This window comes from Cellulomonas wangleii, from assembly GCF_018388445.1.
In the GTDB taxonomy this organism is placed as follows: Bacteria; Actinomycetota; Actinomycetes; order Actinomycetales; family Cellulomonadaceae; genus Cellulomonas; species Cellulomonas wangleii.
This window is the reverse complement of the sequence record NZ_CP074405.1, coordinates 2,658,503-2,677,466: the sequence shown is the minus strand read 5'-3', so window position 1 is coordinate 2,677,466 and position 18,964 is coordinate 2,658,503. Positions and strand designations below refer to the sequence as shown.

Annotated in this window: 12 protein-coding genes, 1 rRNA gene and 1 pseudogene; 5 read left to right on the top strand and 9 right to left on the bottom strand. The window is 76.2% G+C overall.

The annotated features are described in order from the left end of the window. The first annotated feature begins 43 nt into the window (after nt 1-43). Nucleotides 44-160 (top strand): 5S ribosomal RNA (gene rrf, locus KG103_RS12280). Nucleotides 161-371: 211 nt separating this feature from the next. Here rrf and KG103_RS12275 read toward each other — a convergent pair. The 7 genes from KG103_RS12275 to KG103_RS12245 all read right to left on the bottom strand — a co-directional run bounded on the left by KG103_RS12275 (nt 372) and on the right by KG103_RS12245 (nt 13,193). Continuing rightward, the gene (locus KG103_RS12275) at nt 372-2,516 is read right to left on the bottom strand and encodes an AAA family ATPase (protein ID WP_207340888.1); all 2,145 of its coding nucleotides are present in this window, start codon (nt 2,514-2,516) and stop codon (nt 372-374) included. Further along, nucleotides 2,513-5,974, bottom strand: a complete 3,462-nt coding sequence (locus KG103_RS12270; RefSeq protein WP_207340889.1) for a UvrD-helicase domain-containing protein — start codon at nt 5,972-5,974, stop codon at nt 2,513-2,515. The genes KG103_RS12275 and KG103_RS12270 overlap by 4 nt, the downstream gene beginning before the upstream one ends. Further along, complete coding sequence (gene recC / locus KG103_RS12265) at nt 5,971-9,420, bottom strand: exodeoxyribonuclease V subunit gamma (RefSeq protein WP_249670576.1); 3,450 nt, start codon at nt 9,418-9,420, stop codon at nt 5,971-5,973. Before recC ends, KG103_RS12270 begins: the two co-directional genes overlap by 4 nt. A gap of 88 nt (nt 9,421-9,508) precedes the next feature. After that, entirely contained in the window at nt 9,509-10,315 is an 807-nt protein-coding gene (locus KG103_RS12260; protein WP_372434895.1) for a glycerophosphodiester phosphodiesterase family protein, read from the bottom strand. Between the two features lie 128 nt (nt 10,316-10,443). Next, complete coding sequence (locus tag KG103_RS12255) at nt 10,444-11,460, bottom strand: CNNM domain-containing protein (protein ID WP_207340890.1); 1,017 nt, start codon at nt 11,458-11,460, stop codon at nt 10,444-10,446. Beyond that, complete coding sequence (locus tag KG103_RS12250) at nt 11,457-12,827, bottom strand: hemolysin family protein (protein WP_207340891.1); 1,371 nt, start codon at nt 12,825-12,827, stop codon at nt 11,457-11,459. The genes KG103_RS12255 and KG103_RS12250 overlap by 4 nt, the downstream gene beginning before the upstream one ends. A 168-nt stretch (nt 12,828-12,995) precedes the next feature. After that, entirely contained in the window at nt 12,996-13,193 is a 198-nt protein-coding gene (locus KG103_RS12245) for a hypothetical protein (RefSeq protein WP_207340892.1), read from the bottom strand. 105 nt (nt 13,194-13,298) lie between these two features. Here KG103_RS12245 and KG103_RS12240 point away from each other — a divergent pair, with 105 nt between their 5' ends. The 3 genes from KG103_RS12240 (at nt 13,299) to KG103_RS12230 (ending at nt 14,593) form a co-directional block, all read left to right on the top strand. Beyond that, nucleotides 13,299-13,796, top strand: a complete 498-nt coding sequence (locus KG103_RS12240; protein WP_207340893.1) for a helix-turn-helix transcriptional regulator — start codon at nt 13,299-13,301, stop codon at nt 13,794-13,796. Between the two features lie 10 nt (nt 13,797-13,806). Continuing rightward, nucleotides 13,807-14,214, top strand: a complete 408-nt coding sequence (locus tag KG103_RS12235; RefSeq protein ID WP_207340894.1) for a VOC family protein — start codon at nt 13,807-13,809, stop codon at nt 14,212-14,214. 79 nt (nt 14,215-14,293) lie between these two features. After that, nucleotides 14,294-14,593, top strand: coding sequence for a hypothetical protein (locus KG103_RS12230; protein ID WP_207340895.1), 300 nt, complete (start codon nt 14,294-14,296; stop codon nt 14,591-14,593). A gap of 23 nt (nt 14,594-14,616) precedes the next feature. Here KG103_RS12230 and KG103_RS12225 read toward each other — a convergent pair whose 3' ends face one another. Next, nucleotides 14,617-15,015 carry a MerR family transcriptional regulator gene (locus tag KG103_RS12225; protein ID WP_207340896.1) on the bottom strand — a complete coding sequence of 133 codons (399 nt, stop codon included), beginning with the start codon at nt 15,013-15,015 and terminating at the stop codon, nt 14,617-14,619. 55 nt (nt 15,016-15,070) lie between these two features. Here KG103_RS12225 and KG103_RS18880 point away from each other — a divergent pair. Further along, nucleotides 15,071-16,033, top strand: a pseudogene (locus KG103_RS18880) (MFS transporter); the annotation flags it as partial. A gap of 161 nt (nt 16,034-16,194) precedes the next feature. Here the strand turns inward: KG103_RS18880 and KG103_RS12220 are convergent. Continuing rightward, complete coding sequence (locus tag KG103_RS12220; RefSeq protein ID WP_207340897.1) at nt 16,195-18,933, bottom strand: cation-translocating P-type ATPase; 2,739 nt, start codon at nt 18,931-18,933, stop codon at nt 16,195-16,197. Nucleotides 18,934-18,964: the final 31 nt, after the last annotated feature.

Here is an 18,964-nt window from a genome sequence, read left to right as displayed (position 1 = left end):
CCGAGAAACCAACGGTTCATTCCCGTTGACATCTCGACAGGGTTACGGCGGTCATAGCGAAGGGGAAACGCCCGGTCCCATTCCGAACCCGGAAGCTAAGCCCTTCAGCGCCGATGGTACTGCACCCGCCAGGGTGTGGGAGAGTAGGACGCCGCCGGACAATCATTCAACGAAAGGCCCACCCCGCGAGGGGTGGGCCTTTCGTTGTTCCCCCGTGCACCCGCGCATGCGCCCGCCGACTCGGTTGATCGGCGGATCACCGAGGGCACGTCTGACGTCCTGTCGGCCCGTTCGGCGGTGCGATGGGCGATCGGTGGTCGGCCGGTCTCCCCGTCGAGCCCGAGCCGTCGCGGAGGCGTGCGTCACCGGGCTCAGCGGACGAATCGCAGACCGCTCGCACGTCGTACCGGGCGCTGGACGGCTGCCCGCACGGCGTCGGTCGACCCGACGACCAGGACGTGCTCGCGCGCCCGCGTGATCGCCGTGTAGAGCAGCTCGCGCGTCAGCAGCGGCGAGGTCGCCGGCGGCAGCACCACCGTGACCTGCATGAACTGGCTGCCCTGCGCACGGTGCACCGTCATCGCGTGCACGGTCTCGACGGCGGGGAGGCGGTGGGGGCGGACGAGCCGTGGCGACCCCGGCTCGCCGAACGCCGCGACGACCCCGTCGTCGCCGTCGGCGACCACGACCCCCGTGTCGCCGTTGGACAGACCCGTGGTGCGGTCGTTGGTGGTGACGAGCAAGGGCCGCCCCGGAGGCCACGGCCCGCCCTGGAGCTCGTGCGTCGCCTCGCGGACCCACCGTTCGGCGAGGGCGGCCCACCGGGCGACGCCCGCCGGTCCGCGCCGGTGCGCGAGGAGCAGGCGGTGCGCCCCCAGCGCCTCGAGCGCGGCCTCGACGTCGCCGGCACGGGCTGCGGCGGTGATGCGGGCACCCGTCGTGCTGACGGCGCTGCGGATGGCAGGGACCTCGTCGTCGGCCGGGACCTCGGAGGCGGGCTCGACCAGCGCGGCGTGCGTGCCACCCGCGTGCAGGAGCGCGAGTGCCGTGTCGGCGTCGCCACGGCGAACGGCGTCGGCCAGCGCTCCCAGCTCATGACCGTAACGGTGCGGCACGACGAGCCGCACGACGCCCCCGTGCAGTGCCGCGGCGTCGCGCGCGTCGTCCAGACCGCCGAGCCTGCCCGTACCGGCCTCCGAGGTGTCGTCCACCGCCTCGCTGGGTCGCGGCGCGGTCGGATCTCCCCGTCGCGTCGTCGGCGGCTCGGCCCTCGTCGCGCCGGGGACGTCGTCCGGGAGGAGGGTCCTGAGGCGCGCCGGCAGCGGCCCGCGGGGGACGGGGCATGTCACCAGGTCGCCGAGCACGGCACCCACCTCGACGGACGCAAGCTGGTCGGGGTCGCCCACGAGGACGAGCCGCGCGTCGGGCCGCAGCGCGTCGAGGACGCGCGCGAGCAGCGGCAACGACACCATCGACGCCTCGTCGAGCACCACGACGTCGTGCGGGAGGCGGTGCGTGCGGTCGTGCGCGAACCGTGTGCTCGACGGACGCCACCCGAGCAGGCGGTGGATCGTCGACGCGGTGAGCGCCGCCGCCCCGCCGCCCGCCGCCGTCCCTGTGCGGGTACCCGCCGTCGTCCCTGGTGCGGCGTCCGCCGCCCTACCTGGTGCGGCGTCCGCCGGCCTACCTCGTGCGGCCTCCGCCGCCCTGTCCCGCGACGACCCGGCACCACCGCCCTCGGCCGCGAGCCGTGCCAGCTCGGCGTTCACCGCCTCCTGCAGCCGCGCGGCGGCCTTCCCGGTGGGCGCGGCGAGCGCGACCCGCAGGTCGGGGCCCGCCACGTCCCGCAGCACCGCGACCAGCCGCGCGACGGTGGTCGTCTTGCCCGTGCCCGGTCCGCCGGTGAGGACCGTGAGCCGGGACAGCGCGGCGGTCGCGGCCGCCAGTCGCTGGCGGCCGTCCTGCGGACGCGCGAAGCGCGCGTGCACCGCCGTCCGCAGCGCGGCGTCGTCGACGTCGAGCAGGCCCAGCAGCCGCGCGTCCACGTCGCGGCGCACCACCTGCTCGTCGCGCCAGTAGCGGTCGAGGTACACACGGCCGTCCACCCACCGCACCGGGCGGTCGGCGGGGCCGTCCGTCCCGTCCGCGACCATCCGGCTGGCTCGCACGGCGGCCGTCCACTCCGTGAGGTCCGGCCACGGGAGCGCGACGTCGGGCGCCGGTGCGCCGGGGTCCTCGGGCGACCCCTCGGCCGCGAGCGTCGGGGCGTCTGCCAGGTCGACGCACACCGACCCCGACCGCACGGCGCGTACGGCCAGCGCGGCGGCCAGGTGGACTGTCGCGTCGTCCTCGCCGGTCAGGTCGCCCAGCCGCTCGGCGACGCGCACGTCGGCCGACGTCAGGACGCCCGCCGTGGCGAACACCCCCAGCAACGGGCCGGCGCGCCACGGCCGGCGCGGGTCGCCGGGGTCCACGTCCGCACCCGCGACGACGTCGGTGGCCACGTCTGCGCTCATCGTCCCGTCCCCCTGCCGTCGAGCAGCGCGGAGAGTGCCACGACCAGCGCCGACGGCGGCCGCCACGACACCACACCGCACGGCGAGCCGTCCACGACCGGTGTCGCCGGCCCGCACATGCCGCGCACGAAGAGGTACGCGCCGCCGCCCAGGTGCCGGTCGGGGTCGTACCCGGGCAGCCGCCACCGCAGGAACCGGTGCAACCCGACCGTGTACAGCAGCAGCTGCAGCGGGTAGTGCGCGTCCATCATCGCCAGGGTCGTCGCCGCGGGGCGGTAGTGCCACGCGGTGAGCGGCTCGTCCGGCGGGCCCAGCCGGTTCGTCTTGTAGTCGACGACGACGTACCGGGTGTCGCCGTCGACCTCCACCCGCAGGACGGCGTCGATGCTGCCGGTCAGGTACCCCCGCAGGGCCCCGGGGCGCGTCGCGGTGTCGTCGTGCAGCGCCTGCAGCCGTCCGGCGTACGGCGCGAACGGGTCGTCCGCGGGCAGGTGGGCGCGCAGCAGCGTGGCGACGTCCGCCAACGTCGCCGGGTGCCGCCCGGACGCGTCGAGGTCGCCGCCCGCCAACGGCAGCTCGAGGTCGAGCTCGGCGAGCCGGTCGCGCGGGGCGACCTGGGCGAGCGTCCGCCCGCCGAGCAGCGGGCCGCCCGGCGTGTGCAGGGCGGGCAGCAGAGCCCCGGCCAGCACGCCCGGGTCGATACCGAGCCCGGCGACGTACCCCGCGGCCTCGACGCAGCGCGCACGCAGCTCCGCCGCGAGGTCGTCCGCCGCGGTGTCGACGTGCTCGAGCACGTGGTGCACCAGCGTGCCGAACGCCGTCCCGCCCGGCAGGTCCGCCAGCGGCGACCGCACCGCACGCAGCGCGGCCGTCAGCGCGGGTTCCGGCGTGCTGCGCCCCAGGGCCTCCGGGTCGGGCCCCTCGGTGTCCCCGGCGCGCGGCGCACGCACCGGCACCGGGCCGTCGGACTCGTCCTGGATCCCGGGGTCCTCCGGCTCGTCGGCCACGCCGACCCTGTCGGGGGCCCCGGGGCCGGCCGGGCCGGCGTCGTGCGCCGCGGCGGTCAGCCCCGAGTAGGACGTCCGGCGCCACGTCGTGTCGACCGTCCGGTGCAGGTGAGCGACGTCCAGCGGGGCCAGCGGGCCGCGTTCGGGGGCCCACCGGACCGGCGCGGGCGCCTCGTCGACGGTCTCGTGCGCGACGGTCCCGCCCGACCGGTCAGCCAGTGCCTCGAAAGCCGCGGCGGCCTGGTCGTCGCGCGGCACCGGCACCGTGTCCGGCGGCAGGCCCAGCGCGTCGCGCGCCCCGAGCACCAGGCGCCCGACGGCCCCCGACGCCGACACGGTGCTCGGTGCCCACCACACGACGACCTGGCTGCTCGCCCGCGTGAGCGCGACGTACGCCAGGCGCAGGTCCTCACCGGCCTCCTCGGCCTGGTGGCGGGCACGCGCGGCCTCGTAGCCCGGACTCCCCGGGCCGCCGACGTGCAGGCGTCGCGTGCCGTCCTCGTCGTGGTACCGCAGCACCGCCGGGGTGCGCGGGACGAAGCGGTCCCACGCGAAGGGCACCATCACGACCGGGAACTCCAGACCCTTCGCGGCGTGCACCGTGACGACCTGCACGGCGGCGGCGTCGGTCTCGAGGCGCCGGCTGCGCTCCTCGGCGTAGTCGCCGGCCGCCTCGCCGATGCGCGCCCGCAACCACTCCGTCAGCGCCGCGGCCCCGAGTCCCGCGTCGCGGGCGGCGGCGTGCAGCACCTCGCCGACGTGCCGCACGTCGGTCAGCGCGCGCTCGCCGTCGACGCGGGCGGCCAGCCGTTCGTGCAGGCCCGAGGCGGCCGCCGCCTGCAGCAGCGCCGCGACACCCTGGCCCGCGAGCACGTGGGACCAGCCGCGCAGCAGGTCCGCGAGGTCGTCGCGCTCGCGGTCCGCGGCACCCGCGAGCCGAGCAGCGTCCCACCCGACGAACGGCGTCAGTGCCGCGGCCGCGACGCGGGCCGCGTCACCCGTGGCCGCGAGCGCGCTCAGCAGCACCAGCCAGTCGCGGGCCGCCGACGTCGCGAAGACGCTCGACAGGCCCGACACCACCGCCGGCACCCCCGCCGCGACCAGGGCGTCGCGGACCGCCAGCGCGTCGGCGTTGCGACGCGCGAGCACCGCGACGTCACCGGGCAGGACGGGGCGCCACGCGTCCCCGTCGCGCAGCCTGCTGTCCCGCAGCGTCCGCACCACCTGGGCCGCGACGTCCCGGTGGATCAGCGAGCGCACGGCGTCGACCCGTGGCGCTGCGCTGCCCGCGCCCACGGCCCGCCGCGTCACCCGCCGCACGACGACCGGCGGGCCGCCCTCGAGCCGGCGTCCCTGCCGTGCGGCCTGCACCGGGTGCACCACGATCCGCGGGTCGCCCAGCGCGGCCCCGCCGAGCAGGTGGGCGAGCCCGTCGAGCACGGGCGCGTCGGCGCGCCAGCTGCGCCCCAGCGTCGAGGTCGTCGCGACGGCGCGCGCCGCCAGGTACGTGTGGACGTCCGCCCCGCGGAACGCGTAGATCGCCTGCTTGGGGTCGCCGATGAGCACGAGGGTCCGGTGGCCGTGGAACGCCGCGCGCAGGATCTCCCACTGCACCTCGTCGGTGTCCTGGAACTCGTCGACCATGACGACGCGGTACGGCGCGCGGACCCGCTCGGCCGCGGCCGCGCCGCTGACCGGGTCGGTCAGTGCGGCGTGCAGCAGCGTCAGCAGGTCGTCGTAGTCGACGACGTGCGCCGCCCGCCGCCGGCGGACCATCTCGCGCCGGACGGCACGCGCCAGGCGGTACCGGTGGTCCGGCGGGGTGCCCGGGGGAGCGTCGTCGGGGGCGAGGACGGCAGCGTGGTCGCTCACCGCGGCGCGGGCGACCTCGCGCGCCTCGGGGACGCTCAGGACGGGCCGCTCGGCGAACGCGTACGCGCCGAGGTACAGGTCGTCCACGACCTGCGCCTCCAGGTCGGCGACGTCGGGCAGCAGCGCGGCGCCGGGCTCGACGTGACCACCGCCGGTCGCGGTGCCCAGCGTGCGCAGCATCTGCTGGCAGAACCCGTGGGTCGTCGTGATGGTCGCGGCGTCAACCTCGGACAGCGCCACCGTCAGGCGGTCACGTCGGCGGGCGAGCTCGGCGTCGTCGACGTCCGCGAGGTGCCGCACGAGGACGTCGTCGCTCGCACGCGCGCCCGGCTCCCGCAGCGCCCGCTCGGTGGCGACCAGCCGGGCGCGCACGCGGTCCCGCAGCTCGCTGGTCGCCATCCTGCCGAACGTCACCAGCAGCAGCTCGGGCAGGCGGGCGTGGCCCTCCGCGACGTAGCGCGCCGTGAGGGCCGCGATGGTGAAGGTCTTGCCCGTGCCCGCGCTGGCCTCCAGCACGGTCGTGCCCGACGGCAGCGGGCCGCGCACGTCGAACACGTCGAGGCCGGTCGTGGCGGTCATACCGGCTCCCGTCCCTCGTGCGTCAGCAGGGCGTCCCACACGGTGCGCGCGAGCGCGCCCAGCAGGGTCGGCTCGTGCGGCCACGCCGCGCGGTCGGCGGGCGTGGGGTCGCCTGCCACGGCCGGCAGGGTGAACCCCTCGCCCCACGCGAGCACGTGGTACTCGTCCGTGTGCTCGAAGCGGTCCCGCAGCGTGTGCTCGGCGTCCGCGAGCGCACCGGCCGGGTCGTCGTGCCCGTGGCGGCGCTGCGCGTACGTGCCCCCGGCGGCCACGGGCAGCGGCAGCGGGGCGCGCAGCGCACGGTCGCGCACCGCGAGGAGGTCGGCGAGCAGGCGACGCGCGTCGTCCGCCGGCGGCGGGGACAGCCACGAGGTCATGGCCCGCGGGCGGCTGCCGACGGCACGGCCCACGGTCACCGCCCCGCGCACGGCCGGGGCGGCGGGATCCGCGGCGAGTGCGAGGAGCTGCACCCACGCACGCAGCCGGTGCTTGGCGCCGAGCCGCGCGTACACCGCACGCACCAGGACGTCGCCACGCACGCCGGGCACGGTCCCCACCAGGGTGCGCCCGCCGGGCAGCGGCACCGTGACGTCGACCGTCGTCGCGGGAACCGTCAGCACCGGGGCGGCGGCCTCGGCGACGGCGCTCACCCGCGTGGCGACGTCGGCCAGCGCGGCGCCGCCGAGGGTGCCCGGCGGCACCGCGCCGCGCCGCCGCTCGGCAGCCGCCGCACGGCCCAGGTCCACGCCCGACAGGACCGCCGTCAGCAGTCGGTCACCGGTGGCCCAGCCGTCGAGCGGCGCGAGCGTCAGCGGCAGGCGGTCGTCGAGGTCCTCGCTCTCGCCCGGCACCAGGACGCCCAGCCGGCGTCGCACGAACGCCTTGACGGGGTGCTCGAGCGCGGACACCAGGTCGTCGAGGTCCACGACGGGCTCCTCGAGGGGCGGCAACGGCGCCGTGAGCAGCGGAGGGCGGGGCGTGCGGGGGCCGCGGGCGACCTCGGCGGCCCGGCGGTCGACGGCGTCGAAGCTGAAAGGGCCCGGCCGGCCCAGCACACCTGCCGTGAAGTTGCGCTCGTCGACCGTCTGCAACGGGTGCTGGACGACGAACGCCTCCCGCGCGGTGCGTCCGCCGGCCGGCTCGACGGACTCGTCGACGGCGTCGAGGAGCTCGCCCACGGGCACGGCGGGCGGCCGCGGTGCGCCCGTGCGCTCGTCCGCGCCGCTGTGCACGACCACCAGGTGGTCGCCGGCGGCCATGACCGCGTCGAGGAACAGCTGGCGGTCCTCCGCGCGACGGTCGCGCTCACCGACCAGCGGGTCGCGGGCCAGCACGTCGTCGCCGTCGGGTGCGCCGCTGCGCGGGAACACGCCGTCGTCCATGCCCAGCAGGCACACCACGCGGTGCGGCACCGCACGCATAGGCTCCAGGGAGCACACCGTCAGCGCGCCGGTACGGAACCCCGCGCGCGTCGGGCGGCCCGCGAGCCGCGGCTCAAGGAGGGCGACGACGTCGCTCAGGCGCAGGGGCACGTCGGTGCCCGCGGCCGACGCACGCGCGTCCGCGAGCACGGCGCGCGCACCGACCTCCTGCCACGCGTCGGCCGGGTCGGCGGCCGCCAGCAGGACGAGCGCACGCTCGAGCGCGTCGAACCACGCGTCGGCGGGCCGCACCCCGTCGAGCTCGTCCAGCAGCGCGGTGACCCGGTCGACGAGCTCGGCGACGCGGCCGGCGAGGTCCACGTCCGTGCTGTCCACGTCGTCCAGGGGCAGGGCCGACCCGACGAACCGCTGGTCCTCCTCGGCCATCGCGACGCCCAGCAGCAGCCGGTCGGTGGCGGTGCGCCAGGTGCCCTGCGCGACCCGGCCGAGCCCGAACCGCTCCCTGCGGTCCAGGTCCTCGCCCCACCGCACCCCCGACTCGAGCGCCCACGCGCGCAGCTGCTCGACGGCCGCGTCGTCGAACCCGAAGCGGCGGCGCACGGCGGGCAGGCCGGCGAGGTCCACGACGCCCGACGCGGTGACCCGCGACCCCGCCAGCTCCAGGAGCACCGCGACCACCCGCAGCAGGGGGTTGGTGCGCGCCGGTGCGCGATCGGCCACGCGCACGCGCAGCGTGCGTCCGGGGTGGACGGGTGTGGCGTCGTGCCGGGCGGGCGGGCCGCCGCCGTCGGCGGGGGTCGCCGGGGCGCCGAACGCCGCCACGACCAGCGGCGCGAACGCCTCGACGTCCGGGCAGAGCACGACGACGTCCCGCGGCTGCAGCGTCGGGTCGTCCGCGAGCAGGCCCAGCACGACCTCGCGCAGCACCTCGACCTGACGTCCGCGGCCGTGGCAGGAGTGCACCTGCACGGTGCGGTCCTCGGGGCCGGCAGCGACGCGGGTCGTGGGGCGCTCGTCGGCGCGCAGCGCCGCCTGCAGCGCGCCGAGCACGGTCGCCGGCGGCGGCGGGGCCGGGTGGTGCGTGACGTCGGCGCCCGTGCCGGTCAGCCGGAGCCCCAGCTCGGTGGCGTCGCGGGCCGCCGACGCGAGCAGGGGGTGCACGGCGACGGTCGGCACGGCGCTGCGACGGGGGGCGACGCCCGACGCGCCCGCGGCGGACGTCGCCGCCCGCTGCCACAGGCGCGGCGAGGGGTGGGGGAGCCAGACGTGCACGTCGCGGTGCGCGGCGAGGGCGGTCAGCACGTCGACGTGGGCCTGCGGCAGCCGGGTCGGCCCGAGGACCGACAGCCGCGGGGGAAGGTCCACCACGCCCGGGTCCGCACGCAGCGTGCGCACGGCGTCGTCGAGGAGCTCGGCGGGCCCGGGGACCCCGACGGCGGCGCGCACGGCCCGCCACAGCGACGCCTGCCACACCAGGTCCGGCGGCAGGGGGGCGCCGGCGCCGTCCTCGTCCCGTCCCGCGGCCCAGGCCGCGACGAGCGAGGGCCGTTGGGCCGCGTCCGCGGCGAACGTCCCGGCGAGCCGCTGCGCGAGGCGCAGCCGCCGCCCGGCGTGCACGTCCTGGCGGTCGTCGGGGTCGACGAGGTGCCGCCGCAGCGGACGGGCCCACGGGACGTCCTGTGCGACGGCGTCGTCCACGGCGCGCAGGACGTGCCACACGAGGCGTTCGGGCTCCCACGGGTCGTCGTCGCGCGAGGTGCCGGTGGCCGCCGCGACGGCCTCGCGCACCAGGCGCGTGGGTGGCTCGAAGTCGATGCGGGCGCAGACACCGCCCTCCCCGTCCGCTCCGGCGCCCAGGCGGTGGGACAGCCGCTGCGCGACCCACCGCTCGACCCCGCGCGTGGGCACGGCCACCACCTCACGGGCGAACGGGTCGGTCCCGGGCGGCACGTCCGCCAGCACGTCGGCGAGCGCGTCGACGAGCACGTCCGCACGTTCGGCGGTGTGCACCCGCAGGGCGCGCGTCGCGGCCGTCGCGGACCGTCCGTGCCCCGTCGTCGTCACCCGAGGCACGGTAGCGAACCGCGGGGACACCGACGCTCCCGTCCACAGGCCCGCGCCCCGCACGTCCTGCAGGGCGCCGCGGGTCCCGTCAGGACCAGGTGCCGCGCGCGCGCAGCACGTCACGCAGCAGGTCGGCGCGGTCGGTGACCAGACCGTCCACACCGAGGTCCAGCAGGCGGTGCATCTCGTCCGGGTCGTTCACGGTCCACACGTGCACGGCCCGGCCGGCGGCGTGGGCCGCGGCGACGGTGCCGGCGTCGACCACCCGCAGCCGGCCCTGCGCGACCGGCACCTGGAGCGCGTCCACCTCCCGCAGCGCCTGCGCCGCGAGCCGCGTGGCGTGCGCCCGGTGCGCGAGGAGGAACCGGGCGACCTCGCCCGTCGCGGCCGACGTCGCCACCGGACGGCTCAGCCGCGCCACCGTCGCGCGCCGGCGCGCGGCGGAGAAGGACGCCACGCACACGCGGTCGTGCGACGCGGTGCGCTCGACCGCCTCCGCGACGGGCCCGACGGCGTGCTCGCTCTTGACGTCGACGTTGACCCGCAGGTCCGGCCAGGTGCCGAGCACGTCGACCAGCATCGGCACCGGGTCGACGCCACCGATGCGGGCGCGGCGGACCAGCGACCACGGCAGCTCGGACACCATGCCCTCGCCGTCCGTCGTCCGGTCCAGGGTCTCGTCGTGCAGCGCCACCGCGACACCGTCGGCCGTCGCGTGCGCGTCCGTCTCCACGTACCGGAACCCGAGGTCGACGGCCGCCCCGAACGCGGTCAGGGAGTTCTCCCGGCCGTCGAGAGCGAAGCCCCGGTGGGCGAGGGCGACGACGCCGCCGGGGTCCTGGAAGTACGGGTGGCGCACGGGCGCCTTGCCGGGGACGTCCTGGCTCGCGTGCACAGGTCCACTGTCACCCGGTGCGGGCCCGGAGGCCTGCGCGGGCACGAGGTTTTCACCCGCTGGTCGACCGCCCGACGCCTGCGGGACGCGCGCGGGCGACGGCCCGGTGGCCCGCCGCCCGCGCCCGCTCACGCGGCGGACGTGCCCGTGGCCTGCGGCAGCAGCCGCTCGACCACGTCCGCGAGCGTCACGACCAGCGTGCGCTCGCCGCCCGTGAGGACCGCCAGGTGGTGGCGGCCCTCCCGCATGCCGGCGAACGCGGTGGCCACCAGGGTGTCGCCCGGCAGCTCGTACACCGGTCGGACGAACGGCGCCGCGGCGTCCGACGGTGCGCTCGTGAGCGTGTCGCGCACGTGCACGACGCCCGTCACCGCGCCGGCGTCGCCGACGAGGATGCGCAGGTGGCCGCTGTCGAGGGACGCACGCTGCACGTCCTGGACCGTGGCCGTCGTCGGCACCGTGACCGGCACCGCGCCGGGGTCGGCGAGGTCGCGCACCGTGATGCGCTGCAGCTCCAGGGCCTGCGACAGCTGTGCGGAGAACGACGCGTCCAGCGCGCCCACGTTCGCCGAGTGCTCCACGAGGTGGCGCAGGGACGCCGGGTCGGTGACGGCGACCATCTCGTCGACCGGCTCGACGCCCACGCGCCGCAGCATGCGGTTCGCGGACTCGTTGAGCGCCCGCAGCACGGGCCGGACGGCCCACATGAACGCCCGCATCGGGATGGCGAGCAGCTGCGCGGACGCCTCGGGGTGCGCGATGGCCCACGACTTCGGGGCCATCTCGCCGACGACCAGGTGCAGGAACGTCACGATGATCAGCGCGAGCACGAAGCCCACCACGTCGGCGGGCACGGCGGGCAGGCCCCACGTCGCGAACAGCGGCGTGAGCCAGTGGTGCACGGCGGGCTTGGTGATGGCACCGAGCGCCAGCGTGCAGGCCGTGATGCCCAGCTGGGCACCGGCCAGCAGGACGGTCAGCTCGTGGGAGCTGCGCAGCGCGGCGCGGGCCGTGCGGCTCGTGGCCGCGGCGTCCTCGAAGCGGTGGCGGCGCGCGGCCAGCATGGCGAACTCGACCGCGACGAAGAACGCCGACAGGGCGATGATCGCGACGGTCGTGGCGACGACGACCCAGGGGTTGCTCATCGGTGGGCCTCCTGCTGCGTCGTGGTCTGCGCGTCGGTGGCGTCCTCGACGCTGAGGCGGACGCGTGCGGGCACGTGCCGCTCGACGTCCAGCACCTCGATGCGCAGCACCTGCGCGGGTGGCTCCTCGTCGTCCACGAGGTGGGCGGGGTCGGGTGCCAGCGGCACCTCGACGACCGTGCCCTGCGGCGGCAGGGCGCCGTACGCGTCGATGGCCAGGCCGGCGATCGTCTCGTAGTCGTCGCGCGGCAGGTCACGCCCCAGGGCGCGCTCCACCTCGTCGACGTGGACGTCGCCCGCGACGATCCAGGACCCGTCGGCCTGCTCGGTCGCGTCGGCCGCGTCGAGCGGGTCGTGCTCGTCGTGGATCTCGCCCACGAGCTCCTCGGCGACGTCCTCCATCGAGAGCGCGCCGGCGAAGCCGCCGTACTCGTCGATGACGACGGCGAGCTGGTTGTCGGACGCCAGCAGGAGGCGCACGGCGTCGGGCAGCGACATCGACTCGGGGACCAGGGTGGCGGGACGCTGCAGATCTGCCGCCGTGGCCGTCGCGTCGGTGCACCGCAGCACGTCGGGCAGGTGCACGACGCCCGTCACGGACTCCTCGTCCAGCACCGGGTAGCGCGAGTGCCCGTCGGACATGAGCTCGCGCAGCCGGGCGACCGGCGTGTCCGGGGTGACCGTGTCGACGCGTGAGCGCGGCACCATGGCGTGCTCGACGTCGCTGGCGGGGAAGTCGAGGATGCGGTCCAGCAGCACCGACAGCTCGCGCGGGAGGTCGACGGAGTCCGCGACGATGTGCTCGAGGTCGCGCGCGGTGGCGGAGTGCTCGACGTCGTGGACGGGCTCGATGCCCAGGACCTTGAGCAGCGCGTTGGACGCCGCGTCGAAGATGCGGATGAGCCAGCCGAAGGCGCGCAGGTACCAGATGGTCGACGTCGCGAGCCGCACCGCGGTGGCCTCGGGGCGGGCGATCGCGAGGTTCTTGGGGAACAGCTCGCCGACCAGCATCTGCACGAACGTCGAGAACAGCAGGGCCAGCACGGTGCCGATGGCGATGCCGACACCCGTCGGCACGTCCACCAGGCCCAGCGCCTCACCGAACGCCTCGCCGATGAGGGGCTCGGCCACGTACCCGACGAGCAGGCCCGTGACGGTGATGCCGAGCTGGGCGCCCGACAGCATGAAGGACGTGCGCCGCGTGACGTCGAGCGCCTTGCGCGCACCGACGTCACCGGCCTCCGCCCGCGCCGCCAGGCGGGAGCGGTCGACGGACATGTAGCCGAACTCCTGGGCCACGAAGTACGCGGTCGCCGCGGTGATGGCCAGCACGACGACCACGCCGAGCAGGAGACTCAGGATCCACATCGGAGCCCCACCTCCCGTCGCGTGGTCGCGTCGCAGGGGTGGGGCACGGGACTGTGCCCCGGACTGTCGGGGTCCATCGGTTCTCCAGTGTCGACTGAGGTGTCGGGGGTGCAACGGCTCCGGCGTCCGTACGGTTCCCGCCGCGTGGCGGGCGTGCGGTGACGTCCGTCACGCGCTCGCCGCCCCCGGGCGGTCCGCCGCGTACACGGCGAGCGCTCCCGGCACGATGCGGAGCCGGGCGACGGCGTCGGGCGGTAGGCGGGTGGTCTCCCCGTCGTGCGCGAGGACGACGCCGACGCCGTCCGCGCCCGCGTGGACCGTGAGGTCCGACGTCGTGCGCTGCCGCACGAGCATACGGCGACGCACGGGGGGCAGCGCCCGCAGCAGCCGCGTCCCCGGGCCGCCGGCGGACCACGTGCGCCACCCGTCGGGGGCCTGGGCATCCGGCGCCGGGCGCGGCAGGCTGTCGTCATGACGTCCGGTGACGAGGCGCGGCTGCAGGAGCTGCGGCTGCTGCGGGCGGTGCGGGACCGCATCGACCGCGACCACGCGCAGCCGCTGGACGTCGCCGCGCTCGCGCGCGGGGCGCACATGTCGGCCGGCCACCTGAGCCGGCGGTTCCGCGCCGTCTACGGCGAGTCGCCGTACAGCTACCTCATGACCCGGCGCATCGAGCGTGCCATGACGCTGCTGCGGCGCGGCGACCTGAGCGTCACCGAGGTCTGCTTCGCGGTCGGCTGCTCGTCGTTGGGGACGTTCAGCACCCGCTTCTCCGAGCTGGTGGGCATCCCGCCGTCGCAGTACCGGCGGCTCGCGGCGCGGGACGGCGCGGGGGAGGGTGCGGGGAACGGCGCGGCGGACGGCGTCGGTGACCTCGCAGGGCTGCCGAGCTGTGTCACCAAGCAGGTGATGCGGCCGCGGCGGCATCGGTCAGGATCCGAGAAGCCGACACCGGCCCCGCGCTCCTAGCGTGGACGGCATGGACCTGCTCATCCACTACACCTTCCTCCCCGCCGACGACCCCGAGGCCTCGCTCGCGTTCTACCGCGACGTGCTCGGCTTCGAGGTCCGCAACGACGTCGGCTACGGCGACATGCGCTGGATCACCGTCGGCCCGCCCGCGCAGCCGCAGACGTCGATCGTGCTGCACCCGCCGGCCGCCGACCCGGGCATCACCGACGACGAGCGGCGCACCATCGCCGAGCTCATGGCGAAGGGGGCGTACGCGTCGGTGGTCCTCGCGACGTCCGACGTGGACGCCGTGTTCGCGCGGGTGCAGGCGGGTGGTGCCGAGGTCGTCCAGGAGCCGATGGACCAGCCGTACGGGACCCGCGACTGCGCGTTCCGCGACCCGGCGGGGAACATGGTGCGCATCAACCGCCTGTGACCTGGGCGGGAGGTTCCCCCGCCGGGTGATCTCGGGCCGGGTGGCGCCGGATCGAACAGGTGTTCGATAGTCTGAGGGCATGCACGACCGCACCACCCCGCCCCGACCCCCGGCCCGCGACGTCGCCAACAGCGAGGTCCCCGACGGCATCCCGACGCGCCCGCAGGGGGACGTCGCCGTCGTGGTGCGGCTGGTCTGGTCCGACGGCTCCGAGGAGTGGCGCGCGGCGCGCGCGATCCGGTGGACGCGCACGCACGTGATGGTCGCGTGGCGCGAGCACGACACCGACCCGCGCTCGGAGCGCCACACGTGGCTGCGGGCCGGGGATGTCGCGCGCTCCGTGAGCTGGTTCGTCCCGCCGGACCGCACGCCTGCCTGACGTGCCTGGCACCCGCGGTGGCGTCAGTCGCCGGTCCGGTCGCCGGGCCCCTCGAGCAGCAGGGCGGCGTGCTCGGTCCGCACGAGGTAGTCGTGCAGCGTGCGGCGGCTGCGCGAGAGGCACGCGATGCGGGCGTCGAGGTCGTCGAGCTGGGCGAGCAGCTCGTCGGCGACGGTGCGCGGGCACGAGGGCGGCACCTCCTGCGCCGGGGCGTCCTCGAGGTCGAGGAGCAGCTTGACCAGACGCGTCGGGACGCCGGCGCGGACGAGCCCGGCGACCCGGGCCACCTGGGCGACGTCGTCCTCGCCGTAGCTGCGGTACGTGTTGTCCTCCCGCGCGGGCGCGAGAAGGTCCTGCTCCTCGTAGTAGCGCAGCAGGCGAGGTGGGACGCCCGTCCTGCGCGCGAGCTCACCGATCCGCACGGCTGCCTCCCCGGGGGTTGACCTTCACACTGATGTCAGACTTTACCGTCGTGTGATGCAGACCACACGCCCGCTCCTCGTCCTGGCCGCCGGCACGTTCGTCATGGTGACCGCGGAGATGGTGCCGATGGCGGTGCTTCCGCAGATGGGCGCGGACCTCGGTGTCGGGCCCGGCCGCATCGGGCTGCTCGTCTCGCTGTGGGCGCTCACCGTCGTCGTGCTCTCGATCCCGCTCGTGCGCCTCACCGCGCGGTGGCCACGGCGCGACGTCGTCGTCGCCGCCATGGCGGTGCTCGCGCTCTCGGGCGCGCTCACCGCACTCGCCGACGCCTACCTGCCGGTGCTCGCGGCCCGGCTGCTCGGTGCCGCGGCGTGCGGTCTGCTGTGGGCGAGCGTCGTGCCGCTCACGGCCGACCTCGTGCCCCGCGACCGGATGCCCTCCGCGATCGCGATCGTGCTCGCCGGGGCGACCGTCGGCGGCGCGCTCGGCGTGCCGCTCGCAGGGTTCGCCGCCACGACCGTCGGATGGCGCACCGCGTCCGGGGTGCTCGCCGGGCTCGCCGCCGTCGTGGCCGTCGCCACCCGGGTCGTCGTCCGCACCCCGGCGGCGACGACCGCAGGAACCGACGACGCGGAGGGCGACGGGGGTGCCCTGCTCCCGGTCGTCGTGACGCTCGTCCTCACCGCGCTCGTCCTCGTCGGCCACTACGCCGGCTACACCTTCGTGACCGCCCTCGTCGCGCCGGCCGCGGCCGCGACGCCCGGGGGCACGGTGACGCTGCTGCTCGTGCTCGGCATCGCGTCCGCCGGCGGCGTCGTGCTCGCGGGACGTGTCCCGGTGGTACGGGTCGGCGCGGCGCTCGCGGTCGCCGCGGCCGGGACGGCCCTCGGCCTCGGGCTCCTCGTCGTCGCGCAGCCGCCCGCCGCCGCGGTCCCCGTCCTCGTGCTGTGGGGCGTCGCGAGCGGCGCGCTGCCCCCGCTCACGCAGACGGACGTCATGCTCGCCGCCGGGCTGCGGTGGCGGGCGGTCGCCGGAGCGCTCGTCCCGGTCGTCCTCAACCTCGGCGTCGCCACGGGTGCCGCGGCCGGCAGTGCCGTCGTCTCGGGCCGGGGCACGGAGGGGCTGCCGCTGCCCGCCGCGCTGGTCGTCGCCGCGGCAGCCGCAGCGCTGGCCGTCGCTCACCGCACGCGCCGCGCGACCGCCTTGCCGACCTCGCACAGCAGGAAGACACCCACCGCGAACGCGGCCGTCAGGCCCCAGTCGCGCCCGCCGATCGGCGCGGACCCGAACCAGGAGTGCATGAAGGGCGCGTAGGTGAACACCACCTGCAGCACGGCGAGCGAGCCGATGGCGATCCACACGACCCGGTTGCCGGTGAGCACCCGCCACGTCAGCGACGAGCCGTTGAGGAACCGGCACGAGAAGAGGAAGGCCGTCTGCCCGAGCGCGAGCATCGTCACGGCCGACGTCTGCGCGATGCCGTCGCTCGCCCCCAGGTCCTTCTCGATCAGGTACACGGCCAGCGTCGTGCCGCCGATGAGCAGCGAGGCCCACACGACGACCACGAGCGAGGGGCGCGACAGCACCGACTCCTTCGGCGAGCGGGGTGGCCGTTCCATGATCCCGGGCTCCGCGGGCTCGTACGCCAGGGCCAGCGACAACGTGATCGCGGTGACCAGGTTGACCCACAGGATCTGCACGGGGGTCAGCGGCAGCGCCAGCCCGAACAGCACGGCGACGAGGATCACCAGCGACTGGGCGCCGTTGGTGGGCAGCAGGAAGACGACGGACTTGCGGATGTTGTCGTAGATCCGCCGCCCTTCCTCGACGGCCCGCTCGATTGTCGCGAAGTTGTCGTCCGCCAGGACGATCTCCGCGGCCTCCTTGGTCGCCTCGGTGCCCTTGATGCCCATCGCGATGCCGATGTCGGCCCGGGTCAGCGCGGGCGCGTCGTTGACCCCGTCGCCCGTCATCGCCACGACCTCGTGGTGCGACTGCAGTGCGCGCACGATCCGGATCTTGTGCTCCGGGCTGGTGCGGGCGTACACGTCGACGTCCCGGACGCGCGTGCGCAGCTGCTCCTGGCTCATCGCCTCGAGCTCGGCGCCGGTGAGCGCGGTGACCTCCTCGCCGTGCCGCACGATGCCGAGCTCGCGGGCGATCGCCACGGCCGTGCCCGCGTGGTCGCCCGTGATCATCTTCACCGCGATGCCCGCGCGGTGGCAGTCGGCGATCGCCGCGACGGCCTCGGGCCGTGGCGGGTCGACGATGCCCACGAGGCCGAGGAAGGTCAGGCCCGTGTCCACGCCGTCCAGCTCGAGCGTCGTCGTGCCGGGTGCCGCGGGGCGCTCGGCCGCGGCGAGGACCCGCAGACCCTGCCCGCCCAGCTCCTCGACGGCGTGCTCCCAGCGCTCGCGGTCCAGCGGCACCGCCGTGCCCGACGGGCCGCGCTGCGTGGTCGCGCGGTCCAGCAGCCGGTCCGGCGCGCCGACGACGTGCACGCGCCGGCTGCCGTCGGGCAGCTCGTCGAGCGTCGCGGACAGCTTGTTCGCGGACTCGAAGGGCACCACGGCGACCCGCCGGGCGTCGTCGGTGCGGGCGTCCGTCTTGAGCGCCAGCGTGCGCAGCGCTCCCTCGGTGGGCTGACCGACGATGCCCCAGCGGCCGTCGTCGTCCGCGACCACGCGGGCGTCGTTGCACAGGGCGCCCGCGCGCACCAGCGCCGCCAGGTCGGGGTGCGTGGCGATGCTCGCGGGGGACCCGTCCAGCGTCACGCCCCCGGTCGGCTCGTACCCCAGGCCCTCCACGTCGTACCGGTGCTCGGCGGTGACCACCGTGCGGGCGGTCATCTCGTTCTTCGTCAGCGTCCCGGTCTTGTCCGAGCAGATGGTGGTGACCGACCCCAGGGCCTCGACCGCCGGCAGCTTGCGGGTGATCGCGTGGCGCCGGGCCATCTGCTGCACGCCGAGCGCGAGCGTGATCGTCACCAGGGCGGGCAGGCCCTCCGGCACCGCGGCCACGGCGAACCCGATCGCCGCCGAGACGAGGTCCGGCAGGGCGAAGTCGTGGACCACGCGTCCGATCACGAGCATCGCGAACGCCATGACGAGGATCGCCCGGGACAGCAGCGTGCCCAGGCGCGTGAGCTGGCGCTTGAGCGGCGTCTGCAGGTGGTCGACGTCCGCGATCAGCGACTGGATGCGCCCGATCTCGGTCGCCGCCCCCGTCCCGGTCACGACCCCCAGGCCGGTGCCGGCCGCGACGATCGTGCCGGAGAACAGCATGCTGGCGCGGTCCCCGACGCCCGCGTCGGGCCCCACCGGGGCGACGTCCTTGGCCGCGGGCACGGACTCCCCGGTCAGGGCGGACTCGTCCACCTGCAGGTTCGTCGCCTCGACGAGGCGCACGTCGGCCGGGACCTTGTCGCCCGACCGCACGCGCACGACGTCACCGGGCACGAGCGTCTGGGAGTCCACGTCGGTCCACTGCCCGTCGCGGCGCACCGTGGCCGACAGCGACAGCATCGTGCGGATGCCGTCCAGCGCGCGCTCCGCCTGCCCCTCCTGCAGGAACCCGACCAGCGCGTTGACCACGGCGACGACCAGGATGACCGTGAAGTCGACCCAGTCGCCGAGGAACGCCTTGAGCACCGCCGCGGCGAGCAGGATGTAGATGAGGACGTCGTCGAAGTGGCGCAGGAGACGCACCAGGGCGCCCGGTCGCGGCGGCGTCGGCAGCCGGTTGGGGCCGACCCTCGCCAGCCGCGCGTCGGCCTCGGCGGACGAGAGCCCGTCGGCCGTGGTGCCGAGCCGGGCGAGCACCTCGGACGCGTCCTGCGCGTACGGGCGGTCGCCGCCCCCGTGCTCCTGGTCGGCGGCGGCGTGGTGCGGAGGGTCGTCGTGTGCCGTGCTCGTCATGCGTCACCTCGGTGTGGCAGGGCCGCGCTCC

Bases quoted from the DNA above. Each gene is read 5' to 3' on its own strand.
- KG103_RS12275 (WP_207340888.1), bottom strand. From the start codon at position 2,516: ATGAGCGCAGACGTGGCCACCGACGTCGTCGCGGGTGCGGACGTGGAC.
- KG103_RS12270 (WP_207340889.1), bottom strand. From the start codon at position 5,974: ATGACCGCCACGACCGGCCTCGACGTGTTCGACGTGCGCGGCCCGCTG.
- KG103_RS12255 (WP_207340890.1), bottom strand. From the start codon at position 11,460: ATGAGCAACCCCTGGGTCGTCGTCGCCACGACCGTCGCGATCATCGCC.
- KG103_RS12250 (WP_207340891.1), bottom strand. From the start codon at position 12,827: ATGTGGATCCTGAGTCTCCTGCTCGGCGTGGTCGTCGTGCTGGCCATC.
- KG103_RS12240 (WP_207340893.1), top strand. From the start codon at position 13,299: ATGACGTCCGGTGACGAGGCGCGGCTGCAGGAGCTGCGGCTGCTGCGG.
- KG103_RS12235 (WP_207340894.1), top strand. From the start codon at position 13,807: ATGGACCTGCTCATCCACTACACCTTCCTCCCCGCCGACGACCCCGAG.
- KG103_RS12230 (WP_207340895.1), top strand. From the start codon at position 14,294: ATGCACGACCGCACCACCCCGCCCCGACCCCCGGCCCGCGACGTCGCC.
- KG103_RS12220 (WP_207340897.1), bottom strand. From the start codon at position 18,933: ATGACGAGCACGGCACACGACGACCCTCCGCACCACGCCGCCGCCGAC.